Origin of the sequence: Butyrivibrio sp. WCD3002, from assembly GCF_000424265.1 — a bacterium.
In the GTDB taxonomy this organism is placed as follows: Bacteria; Bacillota; Clostridia; order Lachnospirales; family Lachnospiraceae; genus Butyrivibrio.
Map to the genome: position 1 here is coordinate 301349 of NZ_AUJO01000002.1, position 15008 is coordinate 316356.

Below are 15008 nucleotides of genomic sequence, written 5' to 3' on the forward strand. Positions count from 1 at the left end.
ATTCCTTTTTATTGTTATATAGATCAATCGCCTATAGCCTTTATAAGCTTCTTCTTTGTGCTTTCCTTCACACCCTTTACTTTTATAGAAGACCTCTTGTTTATCTTCTTGAAAGCACCCTTTCCGATAGTAAGGGATTTATTTGCTTTTATGGTTACACTCTCCAAGGACTTACAGCCTTTAAAAGCATTTTTTCCAATTTCTCTGACGCTTGAACCAATCACCAGTGACTTTATTTTTTTGTTACCCTGGCAGGCTCCGTCTGAAATAGCAGTAACCGGATAAACTACACCATTAACCGTAGCATTGTCTATCTTTACCTTGCCTGCGGAAGTAATCTTAGTTACTGTAGCGCTTCCATTCTCGTCAATACGATAGGTAATATTGTCCATTGTCACAGAGTCAGGCAGTACGCTATTAAATGAAACAGTTGCCGGTTCCACAACGGATGAAGTCATATCATCATCGTAGAAAGGATAATTTGCATATCTATGACGGTAAATATGACTATTATCATCAATGCAAAGTGAGGTGTAATACACACCATCATCTGATCTGCCATCTTCATTGTCATATATTATCCAATTGCCGGGAAGCTTTACATCCACTCTGACATTTTTAGGCGATTTAAAAAAATCTATCTCTTCCAGTTCATGAAATTTATAGAACATATGTGTACAATCCTCAGGAAAATAGATAACTGAAGAAGTGCTCTTTATATACATAGTGTGCAGGAAATAATCAAAATAAGCAGTAACATCGGTTCCTACTTTCTTTGATCTCACATCCTTACCTTCCGGCATCTTTTCATTTTTGTCCAGGAATTTGATTCTCTCTATTGTATGATCTATAGGCAAAGATTTCTGATCAGGCAGGATATTATGTGCAAAACTTTTAAGAGTTCTGTTGAACTCCTCACCGCTCATAAGCGTTCCTGATTTTGCTGTTGCTGCTTTGGTACTTATGAACGACTGTCCACACAAAAAAAGACACAGCATGGCTGTGATGATTAATGCAATCTTCCCCAACGATTTTTTCATTATGAATTCCCCTTCAACTTTATTCACCCTGCAAAATTGCTGTCCCCTCAGCGCTAACTATTATAGCATATATCCAATCCAATAACCCATAATTTAATCAGTAATATATAAGCCTAAAAGGCATAAAATTAGGGCTGTAAGAAATGTTTTCCATTTTTCACAGCCCTAAATTATTTACTTGTGAATATCAACCTTAACAGGTGCCTGACCCAGTGCAACACTGAAGTTCAGTTTACCGCCAACCCCGGTCTTCATAGGCCCTATGTTTTTCCCATCTACAATTACGTGGTACTCTGCGTTTTCCTCAAGGCCCACGGTGATCTGGGCATCTCCCGGACCATCTACCTCAAAAGTGATTCCTTTCTCACTCTCCTTAAATCCTGTAACCGCGGTTCCGGGAACAGATTCGTAAAGGAACATGTCATTTTGCTCAAGCTTGGTAATGTCCTTATAAGTCTTGACCTTCAAAATATTACCATCAAATTTGAAGTCCTCAAGCTTTTTCTTCTCCGGAAGTTCGTAATTACCAAAACTAATTGTTCCATCTGATTCTGCCCTAAGTAACTGTTCTACGACAGCCATTTTATACCTCCTGTGTATGTAAAAAATGTGATGGTTAATCTTCTTCTATTATAAGGCATTAGGACCTATATTTTTATTAAATATTTATGAATCATTTCGACTTTTTGGACACTGTTTTTCTTGCGGTAGTTTTCTTTGCAGCAGGCTTACGGGTAGTTGTCTTTGCCGCTGTGGTTTTGGCCGCAGCACTCTTCCCTGCCGGTGCCTTCTGGGTAAAAGTAACCTTGTTATCCTTAAGTCCTATGGTCACGTCATTATCACGCTTTATGTTACCTCTTAAGAGTTCCTCAGCCATGGCATCCTCGATAACAGACTGAATAGCTCTCTTAAGCGGTCTTGCACCCATCTTGGGATCTGAATACTTCTTAACCAGGAACTGCTTTACAGCAGGCTGCATGGTCAGATTGATTCCAAGCTGCTCCTTGCATCTCTTGCTAAGGTTCTTACTAAGAAGTGTGACGATCTCCATCATCTCCTTCTCATTAAGAGGATGGAATACCATGATCTCATCGATACGGTTTATGAACTCAGGCTTGAAAAGCTTCTTAACCTCTTCCATAACACCGCTCTTCATGGTCTCATAATCCTTCTTCTCATCGGAAGCGGAATCAAAGCCAAGCTTCTTGGGCTCAACGATTCTCTGGGCACCTACATTGGAGGTCATGATAAGAATGGTATTCTTGAAGCTGACCTTTCTGCCCTTGGCATCTGTGATGTGACCGTCATCAAGTACCTGCAACAGCACATTGAAAACATCCGGATGTGCCTTCTCAATCTCATCAAAAAGAACTACCGAATAAGGGTGTCTTCTAACCTTCTCACTGAGCTGACCGCCCTCGTCATAGCCCACATATCCCGGAGGTGATCCGATCATCTTGGATACTGAATGACCTTCCATGTACTCAGACATATCGACGCGGATAAGTGCGTTCTCATCACCAAACATAGCCTCGGCCAAAGCCTTCGACAACTCTGTCTTACCAACACCTGTAGGTCCAAGGAAAAGGAATGAGCCGATAGGTCTGTTGGGATCCTGAAGTCCCACACGACCTCTTCTGATTGCCTTTGATACAGCTACTACTGCATCCTCCTGACCAATTACTCTCTGGTGAAGAATCTTCTCCAGCTTAAGAAGTCTGTCTGATTCCTTCTCAGCGATCTTCTTAACAGGAATCTTGGTCCACATGGCAACCACTTCTGCGATATCATTTTCATTTACTATGAAATCGGCATTCTTATCTCTGTTTGCTTCCTTTGCCTTCTTACGATTGTATTTCTTAATAAGTTCTTCCTGTTCTCTGTGAACTCTGCCGGCTCCGGCAAAATCCTCCTGAGCAAGAAGCTCCTCAACCTTTGTATCCATTTCACGGATCTCAGCTTCCATTTCGCGAAGTCCGGAGGGTGCACCTGTAAGTCTGAGGCGCACTGCGGAGCAGGCTTCATCAATAAGATCGATGGCCTTATCCGGAAGATTTCTGTCATTAATATATCTGCTGCTGAGATCAACAGCTGCCTGAACAGCCTCAGGAGTAACCTTTACATGATGATGCTCCTCATACTTGTGTACGATACCATTCATGATGGCAAGAGTCTCATCTCTGTCAGGTTCTTCAACATTTACAGGCTGGAAACGTCTCTCAAGAGCCGCATCCTTCTCCACATATTTGCGATACTCGGTGATGGTGGTAGCACCGATCATCTGAATCTCACCTCTTGCAAGGGAAGGCTTTAAAATATTTGATGCATCGATAGCGCCTTCTGCTCCGCCTGCACCGATAAGAGTGTGCATCTCATCAACGAAAAGAATTATATTGCCATCATCAATGACCTCTCTGATGACCTTCTTAATTCTCTCCTCGAATTCACCTCTATACTTTGAACCTGCGATCATTCCTGAAAGGTCCAGTGTAAGAAGTCTCTTATTCTGAACTGTGAAGGGAACATCTCCTCTTACGATTCTCTGAGCAAGTCCCTCTACAACCGCAGTCTTACCAACACCGGGCTCACCGATAAGGCACGGATTATTCTTGGTTCTGCGGCTTAATATCTGAATCACACGCTGAATCTCATTCTCTCTGCCGATAATGGGATCGAGCTTATCTGCAGCAGCAAGAGCTGTCAGATCCCTGCTGTACTGCTCAAGGGTCGATGCCTTTTTCTTTCCGCCGGGCTTTCTTCCAAGGTCCTCTTTTACCAGGGCAGCGTCCTCGCCCATGGCAGCAAGAGTCTCGGCATAGACCTTCTGAATTGATACATTGAGTGTACCTATAAGGCGCACTGCTACATTCTCGCCCTCCTTGATAAGTGCAAGAAGAATGTGCTCCGTTCCTGTCTTTTCAGCATGGAAGCGCTCTGCCTGTCTGTGAGCTTCCTCAAGAACACTCTCAGCTCTTGGAGAAAAGCCCTCCTTATCAAGAACGGTAAGATTACCGCCCTCAACAATCAAATCCTTGATGATATCCATCATCTTATCTTCATTAATTCCGTTATCAATAAGAATCCTTGATGCCACACAATCCTCTGTGCGGATAAGTCCCATCAAGAGATGCTCCGTTCCAACATAGTTAAGCTTCAGGCTTCTGGCTGTTTTTCTTGCCTGCTTTAAGGCATTTTCGGCCTTCTGCGTGTATTCCTTATTCAATATGAATACCTCCTGTATGTAAATGAATTAGATGTCGCCGTAATCTGCATATATCTCGTCAATCAGTTCGTGTATCTCCTGCCTTGAAACACCCTTGCATGTAGCTCTGGCAAGTACAACGCTCAGCATGTCATGAGCCTCTCTAAGGGCTTCAAGCTTGTTAAGTGAAGTAGCGATAATAGCGCCTCTTCTCCTGTCAATCTTAACAAAACCCTCCTGCTGTAAAATAGAGTATGCCTTGTTAACCGTATGCATGTTGATTCCAATGGTATCTGCCAGCTGACGCACGCTGGGAAGCTGATCTCCCTCACGGAACTGAGACGTGGCTATGCCCAAAATAATCTGATTGCAGAGCTGAACATAAATAGCTTCATCACTGTTAAAATCAATCTGTATTATCATGATGCCTCCTTCCGTTGCTGTGATATATCAAGTATAACAGAAGGGTCTGTAAAGTCAACCTGTTTCAAAAAGGCCTCCAAACATCCATAAAGGGAAAATTTCACCTTCAAAAATAAAAAAGTGGCGATGAAGCATGTTCATCGCCACTTTTAAAATCTAATTATTTTTCATCATCATCCAGATCAAGGAACTCGAATTCAAAGTCATCATCCTCTAAAAGGAAATTGCGAGGCTTCCTGCTGTTCTGAGCGGGACGGTTCTTAACCGGATCACCGTCAACTGCTCTTGATGACTGCATAGACTTTCTCTCAGATCCACCATAGTTAAGAGAATCTGCTGTTCCCATTGGAGCACTCTTTCTCTCACGGGAAGGTGTAACAGTTGAAGCAGGTCTTCTGCTGTCTGCTACTGTTCTGCCCTTACTTTCACGCTCCGGAGATACTCTGTTAGTACGTGCCTTATCTTCCTTCTTGGAAGAATCATTGTACTGGGGCTTTTTCTTAGCTGAGTTTTCTGCAGGTTCATCATCCTCGTAATACATGTAATCACGAAGCTTGAAAATAAGAAGTAAAATAGCGAGCACCATAAGTGCTATGATAACTGCCATAACTACAAGCGCTACCTTCAGGCTGCCTGCCTGCTTCTTAAGAGCTCCTGTCTGCTGTCCCTCTGTTGCGTAATTAAGAAGGTCATTGAGCTTAACCTGAGTGCCTTCAACATTATCATAGAGGTACCAGGTTTCTGTACCTGTTCCGTCATCCTTATAAGCAAGTGAAAACTCGCCATTACCAACTGTATCTATGGAGATTCCGGAATTAGCTGTTTCCTCAGCGGGCTGCTCAGCAACTTCTCCGCCTTCAGCGCCCTCTGCGCCTTCAACAACTTCACCATCTACAGCTTCTCCGCCTTCAGCGACTTCTCCACCTTCAGCAGTTTCCTCTGCAGGTGCCGCAGCCCCAAGCTGTACAAGGTCTGATCTTACAAAACCTGTTCTTCCGCTATCACCAAAGCTTATCTGGTACCATTTCTTATTATCTGTACCGGTTGCTTCACCGGTAATTGTTACTGTATCACCGTTTTTTACAGTTCCAACGGTATCATAGCCGGTACCTGCACCACCTCTTACATTTGCACTTGCAACAGTAACTGTCGCGGGCTGTGACTCTGTGGCAGTAACTTGTGTCTGAGGAAGTGATTCAGCACTCTGAGTATTAGAACTGCTTACTGAACCGGACTTGGATATGAGATCACTTCTGACATATCCATACTCATTACCGTTTACATAAATTCTGTACCAAACATATCCCTGAGAATCAGTAGTCTCATCTATAATGTCTACCTTATCACCCGAATCAAGGCTTGAAACCTGTTCAGATGCTGTGCTTGCCTCCGCACGAACCTTAACATTTGAGGATGTTACCGTTCCTGTAGCTGCAAGAGCACTGATCGGCTGCACTGCAAATAACGTGCACACTGAAAAAATTATGGCCATAGCTCTAGCCATATTCCCCATTTTTCTTTTTATCATACCTTCAACCTCCTGCACTAACTTCATTAATCTACAAGGATTATACCATATATTGGAGTATAATATGTTGATTCTTCTAAAATTAGTGGTTTTTTATATTATGCCTCATCTATGGCCTTGCCGATATCATGACGCATATATTTGTTCTCAAAGCTAACCCATTCTGTAGCTTCGTAGGCTTTCTTTCTGGCCTCAGCCAGAGTATCGCCTTTGGCTGTTATGCCAAGAACTCTTCCCCCGTTGGTAACGATCTTGTCGCCCTCAAACTTAGATCCGGCATGGAAGCAGTAATATCCATCCTTACCCTTGAAGTTTTCAAGACCTGTTATTTCCTTACCCTTTTCATATTTTACAGGATAGCCCTCAGATGCAAGAACTACGCATACTGCTGCCTTATCCTCAAATTTAAGATCTACCTGATCAAGCTTACCATCTATAACAGCCTCGCAGACTTCAATCATATCTGTCTGGAGTCTTGGAAGAACAACCTGAGCCTCGGGATCACCAAATCTTGCATTGTACTCAAGAACCTTGGGGCCATCCTCTGTCAGCATAAGACCAAAGAATATAACTCCCTTGAACTCTCTGCCCTCTGCGCGCATGGCATCAACAGTTCTCTGATAGATGTGCTCCTTACAAAAAGCATCAACCTCTTCTGTATAGAAGGGACTGGGTGAGAAATTACCCATTCCGCCGGTGTTAAGACCTGTATCTCCGTCTCCTGCACGCTTATGATCCTGTGCGGAGCTCATGAGCTTAATGGTCTTACCGTCAACAAAGGACAGCACTGAAACCTCACGACCTGTCATGAATTCTTCAATAACCATCTTCTTGCCGGCATCACCAAACTTCTTGTCCTGCATGATCTCACGAACGCCTGCATTAGCATCCTCTAAGGTCTCGCAGATGAGAACGCCCTTACCAAGTGCAAGTCCGTCAGCCTTAAGTACAATAGGGAACTTAGCAGTCTTAAGGTACTCAAGCGCTTCAGCCGGATCCTCAAAGGTCTCATAAGCAGCTGTGGGAATATTGTATTTTTTCATAAGATCCTTGGAAAAGGCCTTGCTTCCCTCAAGGATTGCTGCATTCTTGCGAGGTCCGAATACTCGAAGGCCCTCTGCTTCAAAAGCATCTACGATACCGCCAACAAGAGGATCGTCCATTCCGATTATTGTAAGGTCAATCTGCTTATCCTTTGCAAATTCAACCAGCTTGTCAAATTCCATGGGAGTGATCGGAACACACTCTGCATACTCTGCAATTCCCGCATTACCGGGTGCACAATAAAGCTTATCAAGGTGCTTACTTCTGGAAACCGCCTCGGCGATAGCATGCTCTCTTCCGCCTCCGCCAACAATCAAAACTTTCATACTCGCTCCTTATATCTCATCTGGGTCATAGTCGTCAATTACAGCCTTCCCGCCTTCAAGTGTTACTTTTCCGTTTGCTATAAGATCAATGGCTCTTGGAAGAATCTTCCACTCAGCCTGCTCCATAATACGCTGCTGAAGCGTCTTTGCAGTATCATCAGGTCTTACATAAACTGCCTTTTGCAGAATAATCGGTCCTGTATCTGTACCTTCATCCACAAAATGTACCGTGGCACCTGACACCTTCACTCCCCTCTCAAGGGCCTTCTCATGCACCTTCAGACCATAATAGCCTGTGCCGCAAAATGAAGGTATAAGTGAAGGATGTATATTAATGATTCTGCCCTGAAAGGCCTTTACAATTTTTTCAGGAATAACAACAAGGCAGCCTGCAAGTACGATAAGGTCCGGATTCTCTTTTATAAGCAGCTCATAAAAGGCTTCGTTAAATTCATCCCTGCTGCCGAATTCCTTTGGCACCAGTACCTGCGTCTTAATACCATGCTTTGCGGCTCTTTCAAGAGCAAAGGCATTCCTGTTATTGCTAAACACCATTGAAATCTCGGTGTTTGTAATCTTTCCATTGTCTATGGCATCAATGATCGCCTGGAGGTTAGTACCGCCGCCGGAAACAAGAACCGCTATTCTCAGCATAATGTAACTCCCTTATCTCCTGCCTCTACGCTGCCGACGATGAATCCCTTCTCGCCTGATGCCTCGATTGCTGCAAGTGTAGCCTGTGCATCAGCAGGATCAACAGCCAGTACCATACCAAGACCCATATTGTAGGTGTTATACATCATATCCTCATCGAGATTGCCCTTCTTCTGCATAAGCTTGAAAAGAGCAGGAACCTCATAGCTGTCCTTCTTAACAACAGCTCTTACGCCATCGGGAAGCATTCTCGGAATGTTCTCATAGAAACCGCCGCCTGTGATGTGGCTGCAGCCCTTAACCGTAATGCCATCCTTTTTTATCTGCTTAAGCATCTTCACATAGATTCTTGTGGGAGCAAGAAGCGCTTCACCAAGAGTAGTTCCGAGCTCATCATAATATGTCTCAAGGCTTTCCTTAGTCATATCGAAAACCTTACGAACAAGAGAAAAACCGTTGCTGTGAACTCCGCTGCTGGCAACACCTATAAGTGTATCGCCTGCCTTAATGGTGCTTCCGTCAATCATATCTGCCTTATCAACGACACCTACAGCAAAGCCTGCAAGGTCATATTCATCCTCAGGCATAAGGCCGGGATGCTCAGCGGTCTCGCCACCTACAAGTGCACATTCAGACTGCTTGCAGCCCTCAGCTACACCCTTTACGATCTGAGCTATCTTCTCGGGATAGTTCTTACCGCATGCTATGTAATCAAGGAAAAACAGTGGCTCACCACCTGCACAGATGACATCGTTTACGCACATTGCAACGGCGTCAATTCCAATAGTGTCATGCTTATCAAGAATAAAGGCCAGCTTAATCTTGGTTCCTACTCCATCTGTTCCCGATAAAAGAACAGGATCCTTCATGTTCTTGATATTCGAAAGGGAAAAAGCTCCGGAAAATCCACCAAGACCTCCAAGCACTTCCGGTCTCATGGTCTCCTTTACAAATCCTTTGATCATATCCACTGATTTGTAACCAGCTTCGATATCCACCCCTGCATTTTTGTAGTTCAGCTCTGACATGTTTTCCTCCGATTTGGTTCTTCAATATTTAATTAATAGTTCTTATATCCAACTTCCTGAAGGTGGGCGTCCTTTTTAACAACCTGTTCCTTCAAGCCGTTTGAATAATCCTTGAGTTTTGCAAGGAGCTCAGCATCAGATGTAGCAAGAATCTTAGCCGCAAGAAGTCCTGCGTTAGCTCCTCCGTTAATTGCAACAGTTGCAACCGGAATACCGGTAGGCATCTGTACAATACTGTATAATGAATCCCTTCCACCAAGAGATGTGGTGTGCATGGGGATTCCAATAACTGGCATGGGGAAAATAGCCGCACACATACCGGGAAGATGCGCCGCCATACCGGCTCCCGCGATGATTACTTTAAAGCCCTTAGATTCTGCGCTTTTTGCATATTCAAAAAACTCATCCGGCTCTCTGTGTGCAGAAATGATGTTCATCTCATAAGAAATACCGAGCTCATCCAGAATCTGCGCTGCTTTAGACATAACAGGCATATCTGAATCAGAGCCCATGACTATCCCAACTTTTGCCATAGCTTCTCCTCCAAAGAATAGTTTTTTTTACCCTAACTTTTATACCATACTATACGACAGATTTTCAACCTTATTCATCCTCATACAGGAAGATTATTCCAAAGGCGCCCTGACCATGGATCGCAGCACATGCAGCCGACTCTTTCTGCACAATAACCTCATCAAAAATCATCTCATCGCCTACCCATCTGAGAATATCATCAAGCTCCGAGGCAGTGAGCCCTGTGTGAGTGATAAATACTCTTCTTTTATCAATAAGCCTTCCGGTATCGAACTGCATACCAATATAACGCTTTTTGGCCTTGGCAGCAGCACCCATGAACATTCTCATCAAAGTTCCCCTTCCATCTCTGAAAAGAATACCGGGTTTAAGCATAAAGATTCTGCTGACGCCCTTCATGCGCGGATTGATTCTGCCAAGCTTAATGAGGTAATCGATATTGTTAATAAGAAAGCTTGTATGAATTCTCTTCTTGATCTTGTCAAGCTGACGCACACACTCTGCCGCATCAAAGCCTGCCTGAACAAGATTATGTGCCTCAAGCACAAGCATTCCGACACCACATGAAAGTGATTCGGAATCCACAATATGCACCCTGTCGAAGGAGGCTGCTGCCTCCATTGCTATATGATAAGCACCTCCGGCCTTTCCTGACATACTGATATGAATGACATTATCAGCTTCATCAAGTCTTGATGCAAAGAATTCTTCATATTCCTGAACAGATGGCGATTCTGCAAAAAGATCTTCGTTTCCGTTTTCTGATATGTATTCAAGTACACCTTCCGTCTCGGTCTCAACACCGTCAATAAACGAACCGTTCTTGTTTCTGATAGAGAACGGGATAATCGGAATTCTCATCTTTTCGATCATTTCGGGAGGAAGATCACATACGCTTTCTGTAGTAATAAGAATAGGAAGCCTATCCTTATGTAAATTGCCCTTCTTGCCACCTGCCTGATTAGCTTCTAACGGTCTTGTTCTTCTGATAAGATCGGCAGGAAGGATTCTTAGCAGAGTATTCTCAAGCATCTCACCGTTAACAGGCTTTAAGATATATCCATCAAAGCCTGCCATGCGGAACTTAGCCTGATCATCACCTGTTGTGAAGGCTGTTATGACAACGACGGGTGTCTCTCTGTTCATTCCACCCATCTGCTGCCTAATCTGACGAAGGCATTCGGTACCATCCATCTCAGGCATTACCTGATCCATAAAAATACATTCATACTGAATATTCGCACATTTTTCAAGACACTCTATGCCGCTTGCCGCTTCGTCAATTTCCATCTTAGTATCACGAAGCAGTCTCTTGGTTACCACGCGGTTCATCTGATTATCATCAACAATCAGTATTCTGGCGCCGGGAGCCTCAAAGCTCTGTCTGTACTCCGATGCCAGCTCCTTATTCCTTAAATCTTCCAGAGTAATTTCGCCAACAGGCTCACTTTTAACCACTTCCTGAGGAAGTGTAACAACAAAGCTGGAGCCCTTTGTATATATACTGTTAACCTGAATCTCACCATTCATCTGCTCGGTAAGCATCTTTACGATGGTAAGTCCAAGACCGGTTCCCATTACGTCCTTTGCACCGTTCTCATTGACTCTCTTAAATTCATCAAAAACGTAAGCAATGGCATCTTTTTTAATACCGATACCTGTATCCTCAACAGTAAATACCAGCATTATCTCGCCGGGGCCCATGGGCTTAGTTCTTAGGGACAGGGTAATGCTACCTTCATTTGTATACTTTATGGCGTTATTAAGAAGATTTATAAGTATCTGCTCTATTCTTATATCATCGCCGATGAGTATTTTAGGAGTCTGGGGATCAATGTCCACATAATACTTAAGCCTCTTTTCATGAGCCTCCTCGTAGGTCATGTTAATGGTCTCGGAGAGCATGTTAATAACATCATACTCATTAGGTACGATCTCCATTTTTCCGGACTCAAGCTTAGCAACATCGAGGACATCATTTACAAGGTTAAGCAGCATCCTTCCCGCACTCTTTATATTCAGTGCATTCTCTGTAATCTCCTCCGAATCAGAGTCACGAATAATAAGCTCATTAAAACCAACCATGGTATCTATAGGGGTCCTGATCTCATGGCTGACTGTTGAGAAAAATTTACTCTTTGACTGAGAAAGCTTCTGAATTTCTTCCTTCTGTTTTTCGATAAGTTTGTTTTCAGAAATATATACCCTGTTTTCAAAAAGGATCATTACAACAAGCAGAATACTGACAATAAGATTACTTATAAGTGAATCCATATGAGCAGCAAGTATTGTGTGCTTGGCAACATATTCGGGGTACATATAAGCAAGATAATAGGATGCGGACATGGCTATGGCTCCAATTGCCATAAGCACATATTTTCTTTTTCCGGCAACAGTCATTCCGATAAAAGCAAAGCCAAAGATAAACCACAGCGGCGATCCGCCATAGATTCCTCCGCCATAAATGAATGAAAGGGGCAGCAGAAAAACAACAAGAACAACACCAATTATGGTTGCGCCTGTCTGAACCCGTCTCTTTTTTATAGAAAAAATAATTACGCCAAGAAAACCAAAGAAACATGCTACCAGAGCCAGAGTGTTAAGAATATTATCACCCATGATCATTCCGATAAAGATGAGCAAAAATACAGATAGCATTCCGATAAAAGTCAGAATGACAAATACTCTCTCCTGGAGGCTTTTGTTGTGATCTTCAACGTTGTTAAACAGCTTTTGTATAATCATGATGCATCACCTCCATATACTCTTGATATGTCGGCATTAACTTCTTCTATTCGCCTCTCTAGGGACTCATGGTTAGCGATAATATATGCCTCCCATTTCTCGGCCGCAGCCCTCTCAATTTCCTGAGCTTCTCTGGACAACTCCTCTGCACCGATTATTCGGGCTGAAAGCTTAAGTCCGTTGAGGATAACCCTGTAATTAGCCCAGTCCTTTCTCTCATAGCAGGCCTGGAGCTCTGCCATAACATCCTCTGAATCCCGCATAAACTCCTCAAGGACCTCACCAAAGAATCCCTCGTTGCCTCTGCAGAGTCTGATACCTTCCGCAGCATCAAGGACAACAAATCTCTCGGCAATACCGGTGCCTTCATTTGAGTATGAATATTCATAGGATTCTTCCTGTTCAATGGCTTTATACTGCCACATGGTAGAGGGCAGAACCTTTTTGAGCACACGCTCAAGCTCAGAGCTTTCAATGGGCTTTGCGATAAATTCATCAAAGCCTTCCTTCATGAACATCTCTCTGACACCACTTACCGCATTGGCAGTAAAGGCAATGATCATTGTATGGTCATCTGTTCCGTAATGCTTTCTGATGAGCTTCATTGCTTCAACACCATCAACATCCGGCATCATATGATCCATGAAAATAACGTCAAATCTAGTCTTTTCACACTCATGAAGAGCTTCCATTCCGCCTCTTACAAGAGTTACATCCATTCCGTAGCCATCAAGAATACCCTTTGCAACGATAAGGTTCATCTCCTCATCGTCTACGACAAGAACCTTTACATCCTCAAAGCTAAGCCTCTTACCGCTTATCTCAGGATCAAATTCCCAAAGGGCAAGCTTTCTGTTTATGGCACTTACAAGAGAATGACTAAATACAGGCTTTCTTACAAAGGTAGCATTGCTATCTCTGGGAATTCTAAAGCCCGGTGATACGGATACAACTATATCTATATCTCTTCCTATAAATTCAAGGTACTTTTTCTGTTCTGTGTATTCTTCCTCAGCTGTAAAAATATGGGTGATGTTACCTGTATCCACCAGTGACTTAAGGGCATCAAGCTCTGTCACAAAGTTAAAGGGCATAGCAAGCTCATTAAATGTGGATCTTAGCATGGCAATATAATATTCGCGTACTGCAGGACTCTTATATTTGGAGGTCTTAAGATAGCAGGCAGCAGATATCTTTGCAGATCTGTCAACAACTACGCTTGGCTTATCATCTATAACCTTCTGAGGAATACTGATACTGACCTTGGTTCCTTTTTTCTTTTCACTTTTGATATGAACGAAGCCGCCCATCTCTTTAACAAAGCCATATACTATGGAAAGTCCAAGGCCGATACCCTCTACTCTTCTGCTTCTTCCGGAATCTGCCTGATAAGCTGCGGTTGTTACTCTGCTAAGCTCTTCCTCAGACATACCGATACCGGTATCAGATACCTCAATACAGAGATTTACGCCATAATTCTTTTTTCTTGCAAAAACCCGAAGAAATACACAGCCGTTTTCATCGGTGAATTTAGCGGCATTGGTTACAACGTGTCTTATGATTCGCTTTATTCTAAGAGCATCTCCCATCATTCTTGCAGGGATAGTTGCATACATATCAACCACAAGCTCAGGGGCAGTCTGTCCGAGAGTTTCTCTATATTCTGTTACAACGTCGTTTATTATTGATGAGATGTGATATTCATCATTGGAAATAGTGATACTGTCTGTATCAATCTCTGTGTAATCAAGGATATCTTCGATTCGACCAAAGAGCCTTCGACCGGCATTCTGAATGGCATTAAGGTCCGCCCTTTTTCTGTCTACCTTCTCATCCTTTATAAGGATTGATGACAGACCAATAACAACGTTTATGGGAGTTCTCAACTCGTGGGAAACATTCGCCATAAAGTCCTCGGACTTTTGCTTCATTTCGCCAAGCTGTCTCTCCAGATCATCAGATACGCTGCGGGACATATTAAGCATTTCGCACACGTATCCCGCAACCCTGTTTGCAACAACTACAGCCAGAAGATTAAGAAGCGTTATGGATGAAAAGAAATTGTCGTTATCCTCTTTCTTTAAAATAATAAGCAATATGTGATATGCCATCAGCATTACATATGACATGAAAAGAATCCGAAGTGCCGGCTTTTCCTCAGTGAGAGCAAAAAGCAGCATGGATAGAACTATGATCAAAGCGGAATGGTACAGAGCATCAGAATGTGTACCATAGAAGAAAGTCGCAAGCGAAATAAAACCTGCGTATATGTAAATACGAAATCTGAATTCAAAATGACCTGTGGTATAAAGGCTCCAGGAGATGGCCACTCCCAAAAACATAACGGGAACAGTCCATATCTCCCAGCCTCTTGTTATCGAAGCAATTGCAAGGCCAATAGTATACAGCATGTAGCATAGAAGCAGCACAAGCTGTACACTTCTTTGGTTTTCCTCATCCTTTTGGCTTCTGTTCATATTTGCA

At 43.2% G+C, this 15008-nt stretch carries 11 protein-coding genes; all 11 read right to left on the bottom strand.

Annotated elements, in window-relative coordinates; translation table 11 throughout:
- Positions 1-23: 23 nt before the first annotated feature.
- Positions 24-1040, bottom strand: coding sequence for a leucine-rich repeat protein (locus tag G608_RS0104705; RefSeq protein ID WP_026495071.1), 1017 nt, complete (start codon positions 1038-1040; stop codon positions 24-26).
- Between the two features lie 174 nt (positions 1041-1214).
- On the bottom strand, positions 1215-1622 hold the full coding sequence (locus tag G608_RS0104710; RefSeq protein ID WP_026495072.1) for a hypothetical protein: 408 nt from the start codon (positions 1620-1622) through the stop codon (positions 1215-1217).
- Between the two features lie 91 nt (positions 1623-1713).
- Positions 1714-4263 (bottom strand): ATP-dependent Clp protease ATP-binding subunit, encoded by a 2550-nt coding sequence (locus G608_RS0104715; protein WP_026495073.1) that lies wholly within the window; start codon positions 4261-4263, stop codon positions 1714-1716.
- Positions 4264-4290: 27 nt separating this feature from the next.
- Positions 4291-4665 carry a GntR family transcriptional regulator gene (locus G608_RS0104720; RefSeq protein ID WP_026495074.1) on the bottom strand — a complete coding sequence of 125 codons (375 nt, stop codon included), beginning with the start codon at positions 4663-4665 and terminating at the stop codon, positions 4291-4293.
- A 160-nt stretch (positions 4666-4825) separates the two neighbouring features.
- Entirely contained in the window at positions 4826-6193 is a 1368-nt protein-coding gene (locus G608_RS0104725; RefSeq protein WP_026495075.1) for an SH3 domain-containing protein, read from the bottom strand.
- A gap of 98 nt (positions 6194-6291) precedes the next feature.
- A complete protein-coding gene (gene purD, locus G608_RS0104730) occupies positions 6292-7563 on the bottom strand; it encodes a phosphoribosylamine--glycine ligase (RefSeq protein ID WP_026495076.1) in 1272 nt (423 codons plus the stop codon).
- A gap of 9 nt (positions 7564-7572) precedes the next feature.
- A complete protein-coding gene (gene purN / locus G608_RS0104735; protein WP_026495077.1) occupies positions 7573-8217 on the bottom strand; it encodes a phosphoribosylglycinamide formyltransferase in 645 nt (214 codons plus the stop codon).
- Complete coding sequence (gene purM / locus G608_RS0104740; RefSeq protein WP_026495078.1) at positions 8211-9236, bottom strand: phosphoribosylformylglycinamidine cyclo-ligase; 1026 nt, start codon at positions 9234-9236, stop codon at positions 8211-8213. The genes purN and purM overlap by 7 nt, the downstream gene beginning before the upstream one ends.
- 41 nt (positions 9237-9277) lie before the next feature.
- Positions 9278-9778 carry a 5-(carboxyamino)imidazole ribonucleotide mutase gene (purE, locus tag G608_RS0104745; RefSeq protein ID WP_026495079.1) on the bottom strand — a complete coding sequence of 167 codons (501 nt, stop codon included), beginning with the start codon at positions 9776-9778 and terminating at the stop codon, positions 9278-9280.
- A 70-nt stretch (positions 9779-9848) separates the two neighbouring features.
- Complete coding sequence (locus G608_RS19875) at positions 9849-12524, bottom strand: DegV family protein (protein ID WP_051208835.1); 2676 nt, start codon at positions 12522-12524, stop codon at positions 9849-9851.
- On the bottom strand, positions 12521-15001 hold the full coding sequence (locus G608_RS0104755; protein ID WP_026495080.1) for a hybrid sensor histidine kinase/response regulator: 2481 nt from the start codon (positions 14999-15001) through the stop codon (positions 12521-12523). Before G608_RS0104755 ends, G608_RS19875 begins: the two co-directional genes overlap by 4 nt.
- Positions 15002-15008: the final 7 nt, after the last annotated feature.